The 20,341-nt window shown below is 60.5% G+C and carries 25 protein-coding genes and 2 pseudogenes; 7 read left to right on the plus strand and 20 right to left on the minus strand.

Annotated features, from left to right (window positions below; translation table 11 throughout):
* The 6 genes from hyi to ACX3OZ_RS16535 form a co-directional block, all read right to left on the minus strand.
* Positions 1–786 (minus strand): hydroxypyruvate isomerase, encoded by a 786-nt coding sequence (gene hyi / locus ACX3OZ_RS16510; RefSeq protein WP_459104942.1) that lies wholly within the window; start codon positions 784–786, stop codon positions 1–3.
* A gap of 17 nt (positions 787–803) precedes the next feature.
* Positions 804–2,543 (minus strand): ABC transporter ATP-binding protein, encoded by a 1,740-nt coding sequence (locus ACX3OZ_RS16515; RefSeq protein WP_459104984.1) that lies wholly within the window; start codon positions 2,541–2,543, stop codon positions 804–806.
* A gap of 4 nt (positions 2,544–2,547) precedes the next feature.
* Positions 2,548–3,726 (minus strand): ABC transporter permease, encoded by a 1,179-nt coding sequence (locus ACX3OZ_RS16520; protein WP_459104943.1) that lies wholly within the window; start codon positions 3,724–3,726, stop codon positions 2,548–2,550.
* Positions 3,726–4,712, minus strand: coding sequence for an ABC transporter permease (locus tag ACX3OZ_RS16525; RefSeq protein ID WP_459104944.1), 987 nt, complete (start codon positions 4,710–4,712; stop codon positions 3,726–3,728). The genes ACX3OZ_RS16520 and ACX3OZ_RS16525 overlap by 1 nt, the downstream gene beginning before the upstream one ends.
* Positions 4,713–4,733: 21 nt before the next feature.
* Positions 4,734–6,842, minus strand: a complete 2,109-nt coding sequence (locus ACX3OZ_RS16530; protein ID WP_459104945.1) for a family 10 glycosylhydrolase — start codon at positions 6,840–6,842, stop codon at positions 4,734–4,736.
* Between the two features lie 80 nt (positions 6,843–6,922).
* Positions 6,923–8,851 (minus strand): ABC transporter substrate-binding protein, encoded by a 1,929-nt coding sequence (locus tag ACX3OZ_RS16535; RefSeq protein ID WP_459104946.1) that lies wholly within the window; start codon positions 8,849–8,851, stop codon positions 6,923–6,925.
* A 572-nt stretch (positions 8,852–9,423) separates the two neighbouring features.
* Between ACX3OZ_RS16535 and ACX3OZ_RS16540 the strand changes: the two genes are divergently transcribed.
* The gene (locus ACX3OZ_RS16540) at positions 9,424–9,798 is read left to right on the plus strand and encodes a hypothetical protein (RefSeq protein WP_459104947.1); all 375 of its coding nucleotides are present in this window, start codon (positions 9,424–9,426) and stop codon (positions 9,796–9,798) included.
* Positions 9,773–10,549, plus strand: coding sequence for a nucleotidyl transferase AbiEii/AbiGii toxin family protein (locus ACX3OZ_RS16545; protein WP_459104948.1), 777 nt, complete (start codon positions 9,773–9,775; stop codon positions 10,547–10,549). The genes ACX3OZ_RS16540 and ACX3OZ_RS16545 overlap by 26 nt, the downstream gene beginning before the upstream one ends.
* 169 nt (positions 10,550–10,718) lie before the next feature.
* Here ACX3OZ_RS16545 and ACX3OZ_RS16550 read toward each other — a convergent pair whose 3' ends face one another.
* The gene (locus tag ACX3OZ_RS16550; RefSeq protein WP_459104949.1) at positions 10,719–11,153 is read right to left on the minus strand and encodes a hypothetical protein; all 435 of its coding nucleotides are present in this window, start codon (positions 11,151–11,153) and stop codon (positions 10,719–10,721) included.
* A gap of 363 nt (positions 11,154–11,516) precedes the next feature.
* Between ACX3OZ_RS16550 and ACX3OZ_RS16555 the strand changes: the two are divergent.
* A pseudogene (locus ACX3OZ_RS16555) lies at positions 11,517–11,705 on the plus strand (helix-turn-helix domain-containing protein); the annotation flags it as partial.
* Between the two features lie 292 nt (positions 11,706–11,997).
* Here the strand turns inward: ACX3OZ_RS16555 and ACX3OZ_RS16560 are convergent.
* From ACX3OZ_RS16560 to ACX3OZ_RS16595, 8 genes and pseudogenes are all read right to left on the minus strand, one after another.
* Positions 11,998–12,438 carry a CBS domain-containing protein gene (locus ACX3OZ_RS16560; RefSeq protein ID WP_459104950.1) on the minus strand — a complete coding sequence of 147 codons (441 nt, stop codon included), beginning with the start codon at positions 12,436–12,438 and terminating at the stop codon, positions 11,998–12,000.
* Positions 12,439–12,545: 107 nt separating this feature from the next.
* Positions 12,546–13,049: a hypothetical protein gene (locus ACX3OZ_RS16565; protein ID WP_459104951.1), complete on the minus strand. Its 504-nt coding sequence runs from the start codon at positions 13,047–13,049 to the stop codon at positions 12,546–12,548.
* Between the two features lie 78 nt (positions 13,050–13,127).
* Positions 13,128–13,337: a hypothetical protein gene (locus tag ACX3OZ_RS16570; RefSeq protein WP_459104952.1), complete on the minus strand. Its 210-nt coding sequence runs from the start codon at positions 13,335–13,337 to the stop codon at positions 13,128–13,130.
* Positions 13,338–13,459: 122 nt separating this feature from the next.
* Positions 13,460–14,563: a helix-turn-helix domain-containing protein gene (locus ACX3OZ_RS16575; protein ID WP_459104953.1), complete on the minus strand. Its 1,104-nt coding sequence runs from the start codon at positions 14,561–14,563 to the stop codon at positions 13,460–13,462.
* Between the two features lie 835 nt (positions 14,564–15,398).
* Positions 15,399–15,614, minus strand: a complete 216-nt coding sequence (locus ACX3OZ_RS16580) for a hypothetical protein (protein WP_459104954.1) — start codon at positions 15,612–15,614, stop codon at positions 15,399–15,401.
* Between the two features lie 55 nt (positions 15,615–15,669).
* Entirely contained in the window at positions 15,670–15,819 is a 150-nt protein-coding gene (locus ACX3OZ_RS16585) for a hypothetical protein (RefSeq protein ID WP_459104955.1), read from the minus strand.
* A complete protein-coding gene (locus ACX3OZ_RS16590; RefSeq protein WP_459104956.1) occupies positions 15,809–15,982 on the minus strand; it encodes a Pam3-gp28 family putative phage holin in 174 nt (57 codons plus the stop codon). Before ACX3OZ_RS16590 ends, ACX3OZ_RS16585 begins: the two co-directional genes overlap by 11 nt.
* A gap of 17 nt (positions 15,983–15,999) precedes the next feature.
* A pseudogene (locus ACX3OZ_RS16595) lies at positions 16,000–16,372 on the minus strand (glycoside hydrolase family 108 protein); the annotation flags it as partial.
* 391 nt (positions 16,373–16,763) lie between these two features.
* On the opposite strand from ACX3OZ_RS16595, the gene ACX3OZ_RS16600 reads away from it, so the two are divergent.
* The 3 genes from ACX3OZ_RS16600 (at position 16,764) to ACX3OZ_RS16610 (ending at position 17,664) form a co-directional block, all read left to right on the plus strand.
* Positions 16,764–16,934 carry a hypothetical protein gene (locus tag ACX3OZ_RS16600; RefSeq protein ID WP_459104957.1) on the plus strand — a complete coding sequence of 57 codons (171 nt, stop codon included), beginning with the start codon at positions 16,764–16,766 and terminating at the stop codon, positions 16,932–16,934.
* Between the two features lie 19 nt (positions 16,935–16,953).
* Positions 16,954–17,172: a hypothetical protein gene (locus tag ACX3OZ_RS16605; protein WP_459104958.1), complete on the plus strand. Its 219-nt coding sequence runs from the start codon at positions 16,954–16,956 to the stop codon at positions 17,170–17,172.
* A gap of 267 nt (positions 17,173–17,439) precedes the next feature.
* On the plus strand, positions 17,440–17,664 hold the full coding sequence (locus ACX3OZ_RS16610) for a hypothetical protein (protein ID WP_459104959.1): 225 nt from the start codon (positions 17,440–17,442) through the stop codon (positions 17,662–17,664).
* A gap of 461 nt (positions 17,665–18,125) precedes the next feature.
* Here the strand turns inward: ACX3OZ_RS16610 and ACX3OZ_RS16615 are convergent, their stop codons facing one another.
* From ACX3OZ_RS16615 to ACX3OZ_RS16635, 5 genes are all read right to left on the minus strand, one after another.
* Positions 18,126–18,380, minus strand: coding sequence for a hypothetical protein (locus tag ACX3OZ_RS16615; protein ID WP_459104960.1), 255 nt, complete (start codon positions 18,378–18,380; stop codon positions 18,126–18,128).
* A 66-nt stretch (positions 18,381–18,446) separates the two neighbouring features.
* Positions 18,447–18,641, minus strand: coding sequence for a hypothetical protein (locus ACX3OZ_RS16620; protein WP_459104961.1), 195 nt, complete (start codon positions 18,639–18,641; stop codon positions 18,447–18,449).
* A complete protein-coding gene (locus ACX3OZ_RS16625) occupies positions 18,638–18,781 on the minus strand; it encodes a hypothetical protein (RefSeq protein ID WP_459104962.1) in 144 nt (47 codons plus the stop codon). The genes ACX3OZ_RS16620 and ACX3OZ_RS16625 overlap by 4 nt, the downstream gene beginning before the upstream one ends.
* The gene (locus ACX3OZ_RS16630; protein WP_459104963.1) at positions 18,771–19,085 is read right to left on the minus strand and encodes a hypothetical protein; all 315 of its coding nucleotides are present in this window, start codon (positions 19,083–19,085) and stop codon (positions 18,771–18,773) included. Before ACX3OZ_RS16630 ends, ACX3OZ_RS16625 begins: the two co-directional genes overlap by 11 nt.
* Before the next feature lie 469 nt (positions 19,086–19,554).
* Positions 19,555–19,992, minus strand: a complete 438-nt coding sequence (locus tag ACX3OZ_RS16635) for a P27 family phage terminase small subunit (protein WP_459104964.1) — start codon at positions 19,990–19,992, stop codon at positions 19,555–19,557.
* 62 nt (positions 19,993–20,054) lie between these two features.
* Between ACX3OZ_RS16635 and ACX3OZ_RS16640 the strand changes: the two genes are divergently transcribed.
* The gene (locus ACX3OZ_RS16640; RefSeq protein WP_459104965.1) at positions 20,055–20,207 is read left to right on the plus strand and encodes a hypothetical protein; all 153 of its coding nucleotides are present in this window, start codon (positions 20,055–20,057) and stop codon (positions 20,205–20,207) included.
* The last annotated feature ends 134 nt before the right edge of the window (positions 20,208–20,341 follow it).

Below are 20,341 nucleotides of genomic sequence, written 5' to 3' on the forward strand. Positions count from 1 at the left end.
TCAGGCCCTCCGCAGGTAGGGGGCCATCCACTCGAGCCCCGCAGTCGTTGTGGTTTTCGGCTTGTATTCGCAGCCGACCCAACCGGCGTAACCGAGCCGGTCGAGTTCGGCGAAAATGAAGCCATAGTTGATCTCCCCCGTGCCGGGTTCGTTGCGTCCCGGATTGTCGGCAATTTGGACATGGCCGATGCGGTCGAACAGGCGCTCGAAGGTGGGCACCAGGTCCCCCTGGGAAATCTGCATGTGATAGAAATCGTACTGGATCTTGAGGTTGTCGACGCTCGCCACGGCCATGATGGTTTCGGCATGCTCGGTGGTCGACACGTGGTAGGTCGGCATGTCGCGCCGGTTGATTGGCTCGAAGACCAGCGCGATACCAGCATCCGCCAGGCGCGGCGCAGCATAGGCGAGATTGTTGGCGAGGGTGCGGTCCAGTTCTGCCGCATCGGCGCCGGTCGGAGCAAGCCCTGCAAGGCAGTTCACCGTGGGGCAGCGGAGCGCCTTGGCGTAAGCGATGGCAGTATCCACCCCACGGCGGAACTCCTCGAGGCGATCCGGCAGGCAGCCGATGCCGCGCTCGCCGGCCGCCCAGTCGCCGGCGGGCAGATTGAACAGGACCTGCACCACGCCTGCCTCGGCCAGAGCATCGGCGATCACACCCTTGTCCAGCTCATACGGCGACACGTATTCGACGGCACCGAAGCCGTCGGCCGCTGCCTTGCCGATGCGCTCGATCAGCGGCAGCTCCTGGTAGAGAAACGATAGATTGGCGGCAAATTTCGGCACGAGGCGTTTTCCTCCGGTCAGGCAGTGAATCGGGTGCGGTGGAGCATGCGCTTGTTGCGCGGGTCAGGGTTTGGAACAGCCGAAATCAGGCTCTGGGTGTAAGCCTGCTGCGGCGCAGTGCAGATCTGCTCGGCGGGCCCCAGTTCCACCAGCTTGCCACGGTGCATGACGGCGACCCGGTCGCAGAAATAGCGAACCACCGAGATGTCATGCGAAATGAAGACGAAGCTCAGATCGAGCCGCTTCTGGATCTCGAGCAGCAGGTCGAGGATCTGCGCCCGGATCGAGACGTCGAGGGCTGCGGTGGCTTCGTCGGCAATGATGATCTTGGGATCGAGCGCCAGGGCCCGGGCGATGCCGATGCGCTGGCGCTGCCCGCCCGAGAAAGCGTGCGGGTAGCGTTCGCGCATGGCAGGGTCGAGCCCGACCAGTTCAAGCAACTCGCAGACGCGGTCATCCATGGCCATTCGGCTGAGCTTGCCCCCAACCACCAGTGGATCGGCAACGATGTCGCGCACGGTCATGCGCGGGTTCAGCGACGCGAACGGATCCTGGAAGATGAGCCGGACCTCGCGATGGAAACTGCGCATCCGCCGCTTGGACATTGCGGTGATGTCCATTTCCTGATCGCCTCCGGGCCGGAATAGGACCTGGCCGGAGGTCGGCTCGACGATGCGCAGCAGCATGCGGCCCAGCGTGGTCTTGCCGGAGCCGCTTTCGCCCACGATACCGAGGTTCTCTCCGGAATGGAGATCGAAGCTGACATCGTCTACCGCCTTGAGGGCGTGCTTGCTGCCGCCGAACCAGGAGGTCATGGCGCCATAGACCTTGGATAGGTTGCGGGCGGAGAGCACTACCGGTCGGTCCGCGACATTGTCATCCCGGGTCGCCGCCCGCCGGTTCTGCTCGAGCTTGACGGTAGAGTTGAGCAGACGGTGTGTGTAGGCATGTTGCGGGTTGTGAAAAATGTCGTCGACCGTGCCGCTCTCGACGATACGGCCGAAATGCATCACCGCGACCTCGTCGGCCACTTCCGCCACCACGCCCATATCGTGCGTGATCAGCAGCATGGCCATGCCGCGGCTGACCTGCAGGCGCTTGATGAGGTCGAGGATTTCCGCCTGGGTGGTGACGTCGAGAGCGGTTGTGGGCTCGTCGGCGATCAGCACTTCCGGGTTTGCGGCCAGCGCCATGGCGATCATGGCCCGCTGGCGCATGCCCCCCGAAAATTCGAAAGTGTAGCGATCGACCATCTGCTCGGGATTGGGGATTTCCACCTGCCGCAGCAGTTCGATGGTGCGTGCCCGCGCCTCGGCCTTGCCGAGGCTGGTATGCAGGCGCACCGCTTCGATGATCTGAGCGCCGATCGTATGCACCGGCGACAGCGAGCTCATGGGTTCCTGAAAGATCAACCCGATGCGACCGCCGCGAATGGCCAGCAATTCGCGGCTGCGCTCATCGAGCCTGGCGATATCGACGGGTTCGCCCTTGCCACGCAGGGTGATGCTGCCGCTCGAAATGGCGCCATTGTGGTCGATGATATGCATCAGTGCCCGGGCGGTCACGCTCTTGCCGGAGCCGCTTTCGCCCACGAGACACAGCGTCTTGCCGCGCCGCAGCTTGAAGCTGACATTGCGGGCGGCGTGCAGTACCTCGTTACGCATCCGGAAATCGAGGCTGAGATTGTCGACGCTCAGCACGACATCCTCGTCGGTCTGGCTCGCGTCGGGGGCAGCTGAAACCTGCGTTACCTGCATCGGATCAGCTTTCATAAGGGTCAGCGGCGTCGCGCATGCCATCGCCGAGGAAATTGTAGGCAAGCACCGTCATCACCACGGCGCCGGCGGGCCAGATGAGCTGCCACGGCGCGTTGGCGATGGTGCGCACGTTCTGGGCCTCCTGCAGCAGCACGCCCCACGAAACAATCGGTGCCTTGAGCCCGATGCCGAGAAAGCTCAGCGCAGTCTCCGCAACGATCATGGTGGGCAGGGCCAGGGTCACCACCGCCAGGATGTGGCTGGTGAGCGAGGGCAGGATGTGGCGGAAGATCACCCGACGCTCGGACGAGCCGTCGAGCTTTGCCGCCGTGACGAAGTCCTCCCCCCGAAGCGCAAAGAAACGCCCACGCACTTCTCGCGCCAGGCCGGTCCAGCCGAACAGCGAGACAATCAGGGTGATGACGAAATACACCGTCAGCGGCGACCAGGTCAGCGGAATGGCAGCGGCAAGCCCGAGCCACAGGGGAATGGTCGGCATCGAGGAAATCACCTCGATCACGCGCTGGGTGAGCGTGTCGATCACGCCGCCATAAAAGCCAGAAATGGCGCCAAGCACGACGCCGAGCAGCAGGCTGATACAGACGCCGACCACGCCGATCGACATGGAAATGCGGGTGCCGTAGATCAGCCGCGTCAGCAGGTCCCGCCCCAGGCGGTCAGTACCGAGCAGATACATCGTGTCACCGGGGTTGACCGGCCCAAGCAGGTGCAGGTCCGCATTGAAGAGCCCCCACATCTTGTAGGGTGCCCCGCGAACGAACAGTCCTACAGGCACATGCTGCTCGGGATCCGCTACATAGGTTCGGCGGAGCGAGGCCGGATCCACTTCCATGGTGTAGCCGGTGACATGAAGCTGGAAGCGCGTCGACCCATCGTCTCCGGTAACGAAGAAGCCCAGCTGCTGCGGCGGCGCGTTGGTGAACTGCGGCCGGGACGCGTCAGGTACGGCGGGCGCCAGTATCTCGGCGAAGATACCGATGAAAAAGAAGAACAGGATGACCCAGCCGGATACGAGCGCAACCTTGTTGCGCGAGAACTTGTACCAGATCAGCTGCCACTGCCCTGCCGAACCGGTATCGGCCTTACGACCGCCTGCCGGCTTCAGCGGGGTGATGGCGGGCCCGGCCTCGGGCTGCTCGTCGATGAAGGTATGGACTGTCATCAGGTGAACCGAATTCTGGGATCGAGGAGGGCGAGCAGCAGGTCCGACACCAGCATGCCGATCAAGGTCAGCACGCCCATCAGAAGGATGAAGCTGCCGGCGAGGTACATGTCCTGGCTGATCAGTGCGCGCAGCAGCAGGGGGCCAGCGGTGGGCAGGTTGAGCACGATGGCGGTGATGGTGACGCCGGAGACGAGCTCGGGAAGCACCCAGCCAATCGCCGAGACGAACGGGTTGAGCGCAATGCGCACCGGGTATTTGAGCACCACCTTGTATTCGGGCAGGCCCTTGGCCTTGGCGGTAATGACATAGGGTTTGTTCAGTTCGTCGGTGAGATTGGCCCGCAATATGCGGATCATTGCCGCCGTGCCCGAGGTGCCGATCACGATGATCGGTATCCAGAGATGGTTCAACAGGTCGAGGAACTTGCCCCAGCTCCAGGGAGCTTCGACATATTGCGGGGAATTGAGCCCGCCCACGCTCTGGCCGAAGAACCGGTAGCTCACATACATCAGCGTCAGGGCCAGGATGAAGTTGGGCACCGCCAGGCCGATGAAGCCGATGAAGGTGAAGACATAGTCGCCGACGGAGTGCCGGCGCATGGCGGAGTAGATGCCGATTGGAAGGGCGACCGCCCAGACGAACAGCAAAGATGCAAGCGAGATGGCCAGGGTCGAGCCCATCCGTTCCCAGATCAGATCGGACACTGGGCGGTTCCACTCGAAAGAGTAGCCGAAGTCCCCGCGAAACAGGATGCCCCCGATCCACTTGAAATATTGCACCCAGATCGGATCGTTGAAGCCATAGACCTCGCGCAGGCGTTCGACCTGGCGCGGATCAACATTGGCGCCGGAATCCTGCATGGAGGCGATCAGCGACGTGATGTAGTCGCCCGGCGGAAGCTGGATGATCATGAAGGCGATCAGCGACAGTCCGAAGAGTGTCGGGATCATGTAGAAGATGCGCTTGATCACGTATTTCAGCATGCCGCTGTCTCCCCTGCCGGCTCAGCTCCAGTGGAGCTGAATCGCGTCCAGCGTTTCGAGTTGGGCAATGCTGACACGCACACGCCCCTCGGCAAGTGCGAAGTCGAGATCTTCCCCGGTGCTGAGCCGTTCCACCGCGCGAACGTCCCGGCCTTTGGGAATGGCGAGCGACAGGGTGAGCGGGCCGACCGGATAGACCTCGCGGATCGGCCCCTTCATCATCATTGGGTTGGTGATGTTGTTGACCAGCACCACCGTGCTGCCCTCGCCCTCGCGGACGGACAGGTCCACCACTGCCTGCCCTTCCAACTCGACGTCGGGGCGCTTGCCCAGGGCCCAGCGGACGCTATTGGCAATCAGGCGAGCGTGGTCGCCGGCGAACACTTCCCAGAAGATCGCGCCGATGTTCCAGGGAATGTAGACAGTGCGCCCGCCCCCTGCATGCTGCCGTGCGATCACCGCAGCGCCGTGGGGCTCCTCGCGCGGATAGACCTCTTCCATCGGCAGGTCGGGGAAATCCGGCACGAAGAGGAAAGGCTGCTCGCTGTCCGCCACGGCTTCGATGCCGATCAGTTCCGTGCCGCCCATGATCCGGGCAGCACCATCGAAGCCCTGGTTGATCGCGTGGGTGCCGTTGAGCGCGACATAGGTATTTTTTACCGGGCCGCGCGCCGGACGGGTCAGGCGGTAGCCGAGCAGGTCGGCAAGGACCGGCGTGTCGCGTGGCTGGTTGTCCGGCGTGCGATAGCCGGATTCATGGGCGACCACGAGCGAGCCGCCGCGGGCCACATAGGCTGCCAGGGCAGCCGCCTGTTCTTCCGACAGGCAGGCGGAATTGGCGAGGATCAGCACCTTGAACTGGTCCATGCGCTCCGGCGTCATCACCGCATCGGACAGCATTTCGAAGGGCAGCCGTGCCTCGACCAGGGCATGGTAGAAACCCATGTCATGCGCTTCCGCCAGGCGGCGGGAAGCATGGTCGTGGTGGCGTAAAGTGGTGGTCGGGTCGAGAATGGCGATCTCGGCCACCGGTTGCGTGGCCGCCAGCGCCGGCTCTAGCCGGGCATGAAGCGTGAAGCTTTCTGCCACCGGCTCGATCCAGCGCGCGTCTGGAAGCACACCATTGAACTTGGTGAACCAGGGCAACAGGCCCTGCGTCGTGCCGCTGTCCATCCAGGCGCGGATCTCGGGCCCGGTGGTCACCGCATCTTTCCAGCGATGGGCCTCTTCCGGCCCGATGGAGGTGATGAGGATCGCGGGGCGATCCTGGAACGTGGCCCGCATGCGCTTGCCGTTGCGGCCGCCCTTCCACACCGGCTCGGTACCATGCCGGCCCTGGTCATCGACGCAGAGGAAGGGGCAGTATTTCTCGATTATCTCGAGATCGAACTCCATCAGCGAGACCGACCCCATATTGGGGATGAAGCTCGTATGGGGCTTGATGGCCTTCATCACCTGATCCCATTCCACCACCAGCCGGCTGAGCTTGGTGCGGCGCCAGGCGCCCCAGGCCAGCCAGGCCGGATCGTCGAGACTGTTGGTCAGCGGCAGGTCGTGGCCGGATGCGGTCTTGAAGTCACTGCGGCAGGCATGGCAGTAGCAGACGCCATGCCCCTGCCAGCGGTTGGCGAAGATCGCGTCGATATCGTAATTGGCGGTGATCTCGCGCAGCACTTCGGGCATGAACTTGAAATTGTAGTCCGAATAGGCGCAGGTCACCCAGACATCGGGATAGGCCCAGTGGCGCATGCGATTGCCGTCGCGGTCGACCATCACCCATTCGGGATGGGCATCGGCGGCATCCTGGTGGATGGCGTGCGGGTCGACGCGGGCCATCACATGCATGTCGAGACTGCGGGCGCCCTCGACCAGCGTGCCGAACGGGTCGCTATCGCCGATGAATTTGCTGACGTAATGCAGCGGCACCTTGCTGGGGTAATAGGCGACATAACCGCCGGCGCTGATGCAGGTCGCGTTCGAGCGGGTGCGCTTGAACACGTCGATCCAGACCTTGGGATCGAACTTGACCGGATCGTCCTCGGCCAGGGTGAGCTGGGTCCAGCGCGTGGCGGAGCGGTACCAGTCCGGCATGCGCAGCCGGGCGGAGGAGGATGGGGCGGCGTCGAGCATCTTGGGCCTGCAAGGTACGAGTTCGGGGTGACGCCGGCCCGTAGGCCGGCATCTTGGGGAGGTCAGGAAAATGGTGGCGGTCAGGCCTTGAAGAACTGCTCCGGCCGCGCCGGTCCAGGTGTGGGCCAGCCGAACGAGTTCGGCATGGTGTCCATCAGGTTGACCACGTCGTTCTTGACGATGCCGTAGCCGTCGGGCGGCCAGCTGACGCCGAAGGTGAAGAACAGGTCGGCAGCGTTCTGCAGAATCTGCGCCATGATCTGGCCCTGGGTAGTTGGATCGCCGGTGCCGTTGAGGTCACGATAGAGATCCTGCTGGGCCTTGACTGCCTGGGGTGGCTCGATCGCCGCGGGGTTGTCCGGCTGGGTGTAGTAGAGCGACCAGCCGGGCGCATAGAAGCAGTTGCTGTTGGTCGGCACATAGAACCGGGCGTCCAGCATGGCGGCAATGCCGGAGTTGGCGCCGAACTGGTGGGCGGTGGCGTCGTATTCGCGCCCGCGCCGCACCCTTTCCTCCCACAGGGAGCGGTCCATGGTGCGCATCTGCACGTCAAGACCCACCTGCTGGAACATGGGAATGGCGAGCTCGAACATGTCGAGGAAGGTGGTACGGCTCTGGTCGATCTCGAAGATGATCGTCACCCGCCTTCCCTCGGCGTCGAGGCGGTAATTCTCGCCGTCTCGCTCGGGGATGATGGCATCGAGCATCTCGTTGGCGCGGGCCGGATCGAATTCGGTGAACTGCTTGGCCAGCTGCTCATTGTAGAGCGGATCGCTTTCGATGATGGACGGCTGAGCGGGCGAACCCTGACCAATGAACACCGCGTCGATCAGCGCCTGGCGGTCGACTGCCAGCGACATGGCGTGGCGGAATTCGAGCGTGTTGAACAGCTCGCGCTTGGTCTCGTCGACGTGATTGAGATTGAGCTGGAACGCCATGACGTTCGCGGCCGTCTCCTTGAGCGTATAGAAATGGTAGTCGCCCGTTTCCTGCGCATCGAACAAGGTGGGCCGGTTCGCCGGCGTGGCGATGTACTGGTCCATGATGTCGATTTCGCCCTGCAGGGTCTTGAGCAGCAGCACTTCGGGGTCGGCGACCATCTGATAGACGATGCGGTCGAAATAGGGCAGTTGCGTGCCTTCCGTATCCACCTTGAAATAATAGGGGTTGCGGATGGCGATCGAGATCTCGGTGTTCTGACCGGGCGCCTCGGTGAAGTACCAGGCGTTGAGCGTGGGCCGGTTGGCATTCTGGAAGAAGGTGTTGTCGTCCTGGAAGCCGACTTCGCGCTGGAACAGAGCAATCCAGCTTTCGAGCCCCTGTGCCTTGGCGAGTGCGTCCGCCTCCGGATTGTAGCGAATGTGGAACTGCTCGAGATAGTGCTTGGGGCAGCGGGGCAGCTGATCCTGCTGCGCCCAGGCGAGCTGCTGCAGGAAGAAGCCGTTTGGTCCAGCGAAGCGCACCTTGAAGGTGGTTTCGTCGATGACTTCGAGTTCGGCCTTCTCGCCGTCCACGATCCAGAAGGCCTGCTCACCGAGATTGGTCTCTTCGTCGGTGAAATAGGCGTCGTACCAGAACTGGATATCTTGGGTCGTGAAGGGCTGGCCATCGGACCACTTGTGGCCCTGCCGCAGCTTGATCGTATATTCGGTGGAATCGGCGCTGACTTCGTAGCTCTCGGCAGCATTCTCGACAAGCCCGGTCCATTCCGGGTTAAAGCGCAGCAAGGGTTCGTAGCCCTGGTAGCGCACCAGCATCGACAGCGAACCGCCGCCGACAAGGGCATGGTTCCAGTCACCGCCCTGCGGGCCGGGACGCTCCAGTGGCGTCATAACCAGCGGGTTGACCGGCAGGCGGTCTGCTACCGGCGGCAATGCGCCCGAACTGACTTCGGCCTCCAGGAATGCCGACTCTGCGATATCCTGCGCCCGGACCACGCCGGACAGCATGAACGCCCCCGAAAAGGCGACTGAGCCAGCGATAAAGGCTCTGCGACTGATGCGATGCATATGTTCCCTCCTCAGCTAACGTCGTTGCGATCTTTTAGCTAACAGAAGGCTAGTCCAACTTCCATCGTTAGGTAAAGTGTTATGTTTCTGAAGGTGGAAGTGTGCCGGATGCAGGGCGATATCGTATGTTTTGCTTCGGCCCGATCTGACCCAGTCTTGCGAGCAACGGACCGATATCATGCAAGGGGGAGCGCGTGACAGAACGGAACGCGCCAGGATCAGCACGCCGGCGCCTGAATTCACTTTTCCTCGACTTGCCCGGCTTGCTGGTCCTGGCGCGTTCTCGGATCAGTGACGCCCCAAGTGGCGCCAAATCCGACTATGCACTAACAATACAACCGGACCGCTTCACGTGGGGCAGACCACTTGGCTGAAGGGCCTACGACACCGCAGCGAGCGACGTCAATGCGCCCGCCTGCATGCAAGGAGGAATTTCTGTAACCTTATGCAATACATTGACATTTATCGCTGAATGTATAAATCTTGAGTCAATGAAAAATGGCAGCCAGCCTCTAAAATTGCTGACGAAATTGAAGCGAGACCGCAAACGGGTAGTGTCTCGCAGAGAGCTTGTGTCATTTTCCAAAATCATCTCGAACCCGAACCGGGTCATGGATCGGTTGGAGCGTGAAGGCTTCGCCGAAAAGTTAGAGCGCGGCACGTGGCTGATACCGTCGCAGGAACGACCGAGTTTCGACACGCCTCGTTTCTGGAGCAATCCGGACTTGAGCGACCCCCTCACCATAAGTGCCTTGGTGGTACGCAACCCAACGGCTCGGGACGTGGCGAGGATGGTCTTGGCCTATGGATCCAGACCAGCGGAAAAAGCCATGGCCGAAATGGTTGCCGAGGGCCGGATGTCGTCGGCTGCTGTGGATCGCGCCAGGCGAATGATCAACAATGCCAAGGTGGGCTTAGCCAATGCTGCAAATAGACGCGCTGCGTGAGGATACAAGGCAACTCTACCTGGACCTAAGGGCGCTCGGTGGATTTGAGGAATTTGTCCTGATCGGTGGTACGGCTATGGCCCTCCATCATGCCCATCGAGAGAGCGAGGACCTGGACTTCGTCTATGTACCGGCAAGCGGCACCGCCGACCGCGGACAGCTGCCGATGGGGGTGATCAACTCGATCATTCGAGATTTGGCAGATCGTGGACACGCCGTTCGCTCCATCACGAACGACGAGGATATGGAGAATGCGGAGAATGAGGGGTTCTATTTGCCGAACTCCCACCAGGACTGGTCCGTAAACGGGGTCAAGCTGACCTTTTTTGCAGGTGACACGGCCGACCGCTTGCGCCCGTTTCACACTCTCGAAACTGTTGAGGATCACGGATTACGCATCCTGACGTCAAAAGCGATATTCGAGACCAAAAGCCGACTGATCGTGCAGCGTCGGACAACCCGGGATTTGTTCGATCTCTGGTTTTATCTTGATCGAATGGGGGAACCGATCGAGCGCGCTGTCGGGTTCGCCCACCAAGAGCGTCCACACTATAGCGAGGATCAGATCCTCCGGCTGTTCCAGCCGCTGAAAAAGCAAGTCGACGACCCAGGCTTCAAACCGATCGTCGCAGGGGCGCCGCAGGATTTTCAAGCACTGATCGCTGCTCTCGCGACAAAAGTTGATGAGTATCAGCAGCGCGTTGCGGAAGAAGTCCTGAGGGAAGACGCCGCATCGGGATTCTCTCGTTGATGACTGCTGTCGCCCTTAGGTGGGATGCTTTAATCAGCGCGCACGCCAAGGCCCCGACTGCCTTGCCCTGAGGTGATCACCAGAACAAAGACGGGAGGGTTTACCGCCCTGCTTGGTGGCTCCATTGAATTTCGTCATCGGAAATAGGATGCTTTCTCGACGGTATAGGTTAGTTCGTCAATGGCTCCACCTCAGGCTTACTTCGCCAGCCAGTGATCAATGCGCGCTTCGGGATCGTCCATGGCTGCCATGCACGGCTCCCTGTGATCGGCGAGTAGGATGCTGATGTTGGATGTGTTTCCTCCGATGCGCTCTTCCATCTCTCCTCGACGGCAAGGTCAAAGCGCGCGATGGTCGTCTCCGGCAGCAACCCGATCGTTTCGCCGGTCGTGGTGGCATAAACAAGCGCCTGCCCCACCAGCGTCTGATATTTCGCGGCGGTCGCGAGATCGTTGGAGTTCTCCAGCGCAACAGTGATCACGCCGAAATATGCGGCGCATGTCGCGAACTCGTGCGAGAGATTGTTTAAAGCTGGCTGCGGCTCTGCAGCAATTGCCGGCAGAGTTGCGGTCAGCAGCAGCGCAGTCGTCGCAAGCAGTCTCATTATGGCCCCCACCCCCAGGCGGCTCATTGCTACCCGGATGCGTCACTTCCAGAATTCAGGCGCTGGATGCGTGAAGTGTACCTGCCAGTGAAATTACCAGCCTATCTGGCGACCAAAATTAAAAAACAGCAGCTTCCTCCATCGATTATGGATCTTGCCTTGTTAGCCTTCCAACCCGGCGCCTGAGTAGGCCCGCGAAACCAAGAAGCCGCCCTAACCGGCGGGCTTTTTTCTGCCCGATTTTGAACAAGGAATCACAGGAATGTGAACATGTTACGAAGAACGCCTGAATCGTTCTGAGGCTGGTTTTGGGGGGCTCAGAAAGAGAATGCATTGTGCGAATTCGAACCTAATGCTGGCGCCACTGAGGCGCTGGTTGGGCTACCCGTCGCAGAAGTTGAGCGCGACCTGATATTGGCTACGCTGCGGCAGACCGGGGGAAATCGAACTCACGCTGCCAACGTTCTTGGCATCTCGATCAGAACGATGCGCAACAAGCTACGTGAGTATTCCGACGCCGGGATTGAAATTCCAAGTCCCACTACACCCTAACAAATGAGCCCCGCTTCGGTGGGGCTTTTTGCTGCCACAATCCCAAGGCTTGGATCAGGCAGGCCCACGGGCTCAGGGAAGGCTTACCGCCCCCAGGCTGCGCCTTCCCGCTTCAATTCCATTTCGGCACCGGGACTAAAGGGGAATACCGAGATGAACGGGAATCGCGGCCTATCGGCGTGACGTCCCTCCCTGACGTTGTTTCCTGAACTTGGCCCCGCTTCGGCGGGGTTTTTCTTTGCTACACGCCCCGACAGCGTGGAGTTGCCTTAGGTCGCTGTGTCGATCGGGCTTAGCGATATCCGACACCCATCACATAGTCCCGCATCATCGCCTCTTCATTGACCGACTCGCTTAGTAGCGCCTGAAGCATGTCTCGGGCGTTGAGAACGCCAATTGGTTCATCCGCGGCGTCGATAACCGGAACGTTTTTCAAGCCTCGTGCATTCATGTCGGACCACAGCGTTTCCAACACGTCCCCTGCCCTGCAAAACAACACATCTCGTGTCATCGCCAGCCCCAACAACGTAGTACAAGCCGCGCCCTGGCATTGCCCGATCTGCTTCACCACGTCAGTTTTCGTAACGACCCCGACAAGGCGGCCTGCATCACCGTACACCACCAATAGATCAACGCCGGCACCGAGCAGTCGCGCGGCCTCCAGCAACGGTGCATTCTTCGCGATGATAACGAGGCGCTCGCGCGCGGCAGGCAAAATTGTTTCGACAAACATATGCGCCTCTAGACGTTTGGAAGACACAATTCGGCGCTTGGTGCTCTGCAAGAGGTCCGTGAAACCTGAAGCTTCACGGACCTCTGGCGCGTCTAGGCTAAAGTAGGTTAGGCGCGGTCATCGACATAGATGATGACCGATCCATCGGCATTGCTCTTCACTGCAACAACGTCGTCCGCGCTATGGCCTTCCGCTTCGAGCTTGGCTTTGATGGCTGCATTCGCTTCGATGTTCGAATGCAGCGTCGTCATGGCCTCGGCATTGGCAGACAGCGCCTCATCAAGCGCGGCAGCTTCCGTGGCGGCATTACCTTGTAGCGAAGACAGCAGGATAATGGTGACGCTGGCTTCATCCGTCACGGCAGCCAGGTCGACATCGGCCGAACCAGCAACCGATGACACCACCGAGCCGTAAGTCTCGTCGGCCACGCCACCAGCATTAGATTTCGCATTGGCATCGACACCGACCTGAGCGCCGACGGCCGGGGTTCCGACGGTTACGCCCGCTCCAGCTCCAGCTCCAGCTCCAGCGCCGGCATCCTGGGCGAAGCTAGGCAGAGCGATCGACGCGAGAAAGGCCGCGGCCGTGGTTAGGATCAGGGTGTTCTTCATTTTCATCTCCTTGGTGAGATTGGTGCCCCCTCAACAGGGTGAAGAACGACCCGAGCCGCCGATGGTTGCGAATTTTGATTACGCGTTTCGATCCAAATCCCTGAGCTTCCGACTGGCGATCTTTCCCTTCAGCCAAAGCTTCCGCGCTGTCAAAATGAGCACAATCGCGCCCATCACGACGACGAAGGCTTGGTTGGCCCCTGTTGCGGCGTGGACGAACTCATTCCACCACGGAAAAGTTATGCCGGCGGCCCCGGTGACTGTGCCGAATGCGTTCTCTTTGTTCATGGGCGCGACCGCGAAGGATGTCCTGAACTGACCAGATGTTGCGCCCCTTCCGGGGAACGTCGCCCACGGCCTCCCGTTCATAGTCCTCAACGGGCACCAGAGGCGGCGGTGCGCACACGGTGCTATCGGGTCTGGAAAAACCAGTTGTGCCAGCTGTTGCAGGTGAGCGTTGCCCGCGCCGTCGAGCTGCGCTGAAGGCCAAGGGCCTTCACCTCGCGCGGGCTCATGTCATAGGCTCGCCGAAAAGCGCGAACGAAGCTCGGATAGTGCCCGAAGCCATAAGCCTCGGCGATGCCGGCAACGCTTCTGTCCTGCAGGGCAGGATCGACGATGTCCGCGTGGATGCAATTCAACCGCCGCTCCTGAACATAGGCTGCAAAGCCGCCGAACGGCTGGAACAGATAATACAGCTTGCGGCGCGACAGGCCGAAATGAGCGGCAATCGTTTCCGCATCAAGATGGGGAGCGCGAATGTGGGCCTCGACATATCTGCGGATTTCCTGGGTGCCCGCAAAACGGACCGCGCCGATTTCGGTTTTCGAAACCTCACCATTAAGAGCCGCCGCGATCAGCTCCAGTGTCGGCCTCATGATTGCTTCGGCTTGGACGGCATTCAGGCTCGGGGCAAGGTGATAGAGCGATGTGAGGTGCGTGCGGAGCAATTGGGTAAGCGGATTCTGCCCTGAAATGGCGCGCTGGTTCTGCTCGTCGGGAAGTTTCAGCAGCGGCGCCAGCAAATCTCGCTGCATCACCACAAACAGGACATCCAGATCACTGGACTCAACAGCTTGTGGTTGAGAAAGGTCGGTAAGGAACACATCGCCGGGGGCTTCGGCCCGTGACTCGCCATGCCCGTCGCGTTTCCCGATCGCCCCGCTCAGAACAATCTTCAAACCATACTGGGAAAAACCATCGCGCGCGATCCGGTAGCGCGAGCGGTCAATACGCTGGGCGGGCGTACCGACCCGGCCGATCATGACCGCGCCGAAAAGATGGCACTCGAACACGCTTCGGAACGGCTCCTGCGTATTGCCGCATGGTCGCGATTCCCAATAGGGCACGAGTTCCTCCTGCCAGAGGGCAAAGCCCGCCTTCCTAACAAGATTGCCGGTATCAATGCGGAAAGACTGAAGCGCCGCGCCGGCCTCGGCGTTCCTGCTGTCGACACTGTTCACCAAGCCCAGCCCCTCGATGATGGTCATCGAACAACCGGCAATGACCAGCATTGCCGACGTTTAACATTCGCTCCGCCCCTCTTAATTTGTCAAATCACGGTGCGAGCTCATCCCAACATGCAGTGGTGATCGTTCGGCTGAAAGAAGGACTTGGCCTGGCGTCCGCCAATCGCTTACGGGCAGCGGTCAAGGTCCCTTGGGTTAGTCGAAATTCGCCGGAGCATTCGAATCGACTCGCTCCGGGTCGAAAGCACTGAGGGCCCCATGGCGCCACCTTGGCTGAACCGGCTGTCTTCCCACGTCACATTTGCACACACGGCGAGAATAATTGCACCCAGGGCGATATTTTCGAACGCAAGCTGGTTTGCCTTTGACAGCGGCGCCGGTTGCTCGTTCGTTCCGTAACTTCTAACCAAGGGAGTTAAAACATGAAGACGTTTCGTGCATTCGCCGTTGCCGCCGTGCTCGGCGCTACACTTCTCGCATCGTCGGCCGCATATGCGAAGCCTGATAGGAGCCCAATTGGTGATGTGTTCTGCTGGATGTTCCCAGAGATTTGCGAACCATTAGGCCTGTGAAGAGATAAGTGGTGACCTCGATGAATAAGGTTCGTGCAATCGTCGTTGCAACTATGCTCGGCATTTCAGTTCTTGCTCCATCAAATGCAATGGCGATGCCACCGCAAGAACTTGATGACTACATATGCATTAACTACCCTCTTTCGGAGACTTGGTTTTGCATCTACTGGCCTTTCTAGTGAAATCACCTCATCTATTTTTGTGATGACAAAGGGGGCCGGACGTTCTGTCTGGCCCTACTTTTAAGCTTCAGCCTCGTTTGCCTGCCGCTTCAGGTAGGACGGCGGTGACGGCTAACTGCAATTGCCTCACCGCCATGGCCACCACTGCGAGGCTGACACCACTAGCCCCGACAGCGTCGCGGCCAGCCCGGCCACGCCAAGCAGCAACCGCCAGCTGCCCTTGGTGCTGACCAACACGTCCCGCATTTCGCGGATCATGTCGGCCTGTGCTTCCACCTGCTTTTGCAGGGCGGAGACCTCGGCAGAGAGGCGTCCGATTTCGCGGTCTATGCTTGCCGTCATGTGTGCGCCCCGCGCTGAATGTGGGAGAACGGGCGGCCGGAGCCGCCCGACTGGGTCAGTTGCCGAACAGCATGCCCATGAGGGAGCGCCGCTTGGTAACGGAGACGGCCGCCTCAATCCGATTGCGGGCGTCGGCCGGCAGATCGGTCATGGCTACCGACTTGCCGCCCATCACGGCCTTGTCCTTGACGGCATCAGCGCCCAAGCAGCGCCACGATGATGGTCAGGATGGCGCCGCCGACGACCTCCCAGGTGCCCTCATCAATGAGGCCGCGAGCAACGAGCCAGGCGCCGGCGGCGGCCAGCCCATAGCGAAGGATGGTGATCAGAAACGGTGCGGTGAAGATGCGGGAGAAGATCGCGTTCATTGGATGGCTCCTATTGCCTTGGCGACGGCAGCGAGCGTCAGGGGGCCGATCTTGCCGTCTGGGGCGACCCCAAGAATGGTCTGCAGGGTGATCGCCGCCCTGCCCGGCCCGCTGTTCACCGCGAAGTCGAACAGCGCCAGGTCGAGCCCGGCCGGCAGGTCATCACCGCGCACCGCGTCCCAATAGTTTTTGCAGTAGATCGGCGTGACGCTGGCCACCGTCAGGGCTTTGACTTCGGCCTTGGTAGCCTGACGTCCGAGCCAGCCGGAGAGCGTGCCGATGGTGACGCCGAGATTTGTCGCGCCGCCTGGATCTGAGGGATGGTCGGCATAAACCACCCTCGTGCTTAAGCACCTCGCCCAGCGCATGGGCGAAGTTGTGTTTGGCCATGATGGCCTCCTGTGGATGTTACGAATGCGAGATACTCCCCAATTAGGGGATGCAAATGCCGGCGGATGGATCTATTACCGGGGCTTTGGCGGATTATTATGCGAGTGCTTCAACGACTTGAATTTGGTTTGATCGTGATAGCGGTCTGCCTGGCTGCCTATTGGTTTGTGATGCAATGACAGACCAAGCTATGCCCGATGACGGTGCCGCTGAGGCCGCGGCAGAAAAGCCGTTCGATCCATGGGAGGAAAAATTTAGCTCCCACTATCGCCCGTCCAGCTCTGACAGAGCCAAAGAAGAAGCGCCGCCCGCCCTCGATCAAGCCGCTGCCTAGATGCAGTTGCAGGTTTTCATCGCTCAGCATGAAGATTGACAGCAGCGGCAACTGCTATTGCTGCCACATGAGAACGGCGCCGAGGCAATCCCGCAGCAATTGCAACATTTGAACTGGCGTCATCTGGCCGTAACGACGCTGGCCGATAGGTTACTTGTGACAGCGGGGCCGATTATCGAGGCCGAGATCGGCAGCAACGGATATGCGCTGCTCAGCCTTACGACGTGACTGGGGAACCTAGATGCGAGTGAACGTGTTTGTCGCTTCTAATGACGGAAAGACACCGCATGAACTGCTGGTGCTACCCTATGAGCCGCAGGGAGGCATACCGCCCCATCTTCAGCATCTGTTATGGCGGAACCTCGCCACCACCATGACCGATGACAAGCTTCTCGGCCGACCTGCCGCGGCAATCGAAGAAGAGATAGCCCGGCTCGGCTACGCCCTGATACCCTCAACTGGCTAGCTTCCCGCATCGTTGGCAATGATGGGCTCCTGTTGATGTTGTGATGTCAGTGAATTAATCGCTCATTCACCAAGCGATGGCAGTCTTGATGAGCGCGCCATGTACCGAGTTCGCGCGGTTTTCCTCCAAAGCCTGCCTCGCTGCCACGCGGGGCAGGCTTTTTTTTTCGTGCAGGGACTTCAATTTTACTTAAATTGTCTGGCTGAAATTGTCGCTCCAGACACCACTGAGGCGCACAACGGGATCGGGGCTCGTGGAGCGTGACCAATGAAGCCAACCACCTTGCCCCACCCGCTTTACGTTCGGGCTAGAGACCATCTCGAACAGGCAATGGCAGTTCTGTCCCGCGAACCCGACGCAGCGCCACTGCTCGCCATGATCGATGAAGCGGTCGACATCGCAATCGAGCTGGCGCATCTCCCACCGGCAGACGAACCCATGTTGCGGCTAAAGCCCTCGGACGAGGTCAGAGATAAGCCTGACGGGGAATGAGGCCCGCCATGACGGCCAGCTGCTATTGTTCGGGAACGAAGCCGAAGATGCATCGTTTTGCGAATGCGCAGGACAAGTCCCCTACTGCGTGGGGGAGTGACCTTGGCGAAGGGAGAGCCGGGTCGCTCCCTTCGCGCGTCGTGCGACCAATGGCCTGCTCGCAATTGGTCGGAATGTAATCGTATGCTCGGACTGGCGCACTTGTCCCAAGCGATGTGCGGCTACCGGGGCCGAGCGTCGAGCGCATTAGCTCCGCCGGCCCCACCCCGCTCGCTGATAGGCAAAGAAAAACCCACAGACGGCGGCTAATGTACGACGCGCAGTCCTGCGAGCTGCATAGGAATGGTTCTGATGGCAGAGAGGGTCGTGGGACTGCGCAGTTACCGGCACGGCGGCCATGATGGGCGGACAAAGAAACCCGCCGAAGCTACATTGGGCAGATTAGAGAACGTTCGCCGGCATCATTGTGGGATCGGTAACGCCTCTGCTACGGCCAGCACAAAATCGAATAGTTTCCGATCTTCCATAATAGCCATATCGATGTTGCCGTATGTGAGGCCTTCGATTAGCTCGCTGCGTGCATCGATTGCGGCGGTTTTGCCCCCGGCCTTTTCTATTCGGTCAAGGAGAAACGCTTCCGAGAGATACAGCGCGTTGACGACGATCTTCATTTTTTCAACGTCAGTGTGGGAATGGATTTCACTGGTGTCGCTCATTTCCGTCCAGCCTCCTGCGCGCGAATATAGCTGCAGGCTAAATCGGATCGGAGGGCAAATCGTTCCCTAAGCAGCCGCGTAGCGCCAAAGGTCGTCCAGCTCGATCTCGCTCATGCCGATGGCTTCGCGGGCCGCATCGACCAGTGGGTGATCGCGCTCGAAGTACTTGGCGAAATCCAGCTTCGCCGAAGCGGCGGCCCAAACCACCGGGTCATAGTCCGGGCTCTCGCGATCATTGAGTCCAGCCACCCAGGCGCTCATTCGGCCTCATAGCCAGCCGCTCGTACGGCGAACCAGAAGCGGTCCGGCTCAAGGTTCGGGAACTCTGTCAGGCGCGCGCACGCTGCGGCCTCGGCGGCCTTCTGCTCAGGAGTACGCAACAAGGTCAGGTCAATCGGCATTGATCGTCTCCTCATTTAAGTTCGGCAAGACGAGTAATCCGTCTGGTGGATTGATGAGCGGCCCGGGTGATTCAACTCGCCCGTCGCGCTGATAGGGCAGCCGCACGGTGATCAGCACTTGGCCGCTGATGCGCGTCACCGGGCCTTCAATGAAGTCGGTGCCGATAAACGCCGCCTCCGGAAGGTCGTCACCTTCGCTGAGCACCGAGAAGTCGAACGCCTCGCCATTGATGGTGAGCGCATCGCCCGACTTAGTGATTGCCAGCGTATCGTCGCGGTGCTGGGGAGAAAACGAAATGTGCATTAGCGCCACTTTCCGATTGCCATGTATGAGAACAAGAAATTCCCCGACATCGAGGTCAGTGCCATACCGGCCACGTCTATGGCGGTTAGACCGCTGCCGCCGAGAACCTGAACCAACCCATTGCCTCCGGGGTCTTTAAAGACGCGCGGGGCAGCGATGAACGTCGCGGGAAGCGTGATGTTGATGTTAGGTGAGCTTATAAATCCACCGCTCCACGGCACCGTGATCGCCCACTGATATAGCCGGGCGTGATGATCACGGTCCCGCGCCAGGTGGATGCATAGTTGGAGGTGTCGACGAGCGAACAGCCGTTGGCGTCGCCGCGCCGCTTGTTGATGTTGCCGGTCGTGCGGGTGTCGAGCAGATAGGCGGGCCACGCGTTAGGGTCGCCCCCGTGCGTCCAGCCTCGCTGGAAGCCCCCAGACCCGGTGTATTGGCTGTTGCCGGGAGTCCATACCCCCTGACCGGATCAGCCGGCGCCTTTCTTGCTCGTGAACTCATCAGATGCGCGAACCACCGTCTTCTTGCGCTCCGCCCTCGTCGCCGCTGGCCGGCGCCGTGGCGAGAGACCAAACTCTGCTTCGAGGATTGCCGCGTCCGAGGCCATCTCCCTCATGGCGGCGAAATGCGGGCTGGTCCGGGTGATGGCTGTCTTGCTGCCTCGCTTCGGCTTAAGCACCGCACCGCGCTCGGCGACCTCCCGCAATGAGCGGTCATAGAGGATGTAGCTGACCACCAGACGCTGCTGCGCATGGGCGTTGCCCGGCGCCATCAGCCCGCGGTCGCGCAATTCGGTGGTGACCCGCCGCCAGTGTTCTCTGGCCGCCGCCACCTCCAGCACGTCACTGAATAGGCTTTCCCAATCGGGCTCAGGAACGATGCTGCCGGTTTCTTCGACAAGGTTCATGGTGGGGCCCTCGATGCGCAACCATAGCTATTGGCCGCCGTTACGCTGGAAAGGAGAACGACATGCAAGCTGGCCCCACCCTTTGGTTCATCGTTCTTGCCGTCGGCGCGATCGTCCTGGTGTTAGAAATGGGATACGGCATCACGCGCAGCAGGACACGTATCCCTGCCGAGAAGCAGCAGACCGACGAAGCGACGAGACGGAGCAAAAGTTAGAAGATCGCGATCAAAGCTGACGCGTTCGATACACATCACCCCCTTCGGGGGTGGCTCCAACTTTTGTTTCTGAATTTCATCTCGGTGCGAATGCTTCCCCCAACCGGTCAGGCCCCCGTTAGGCTGTAGAGTTT

Source organism: Devosia sp. A369, assembly GCF_054489345.1.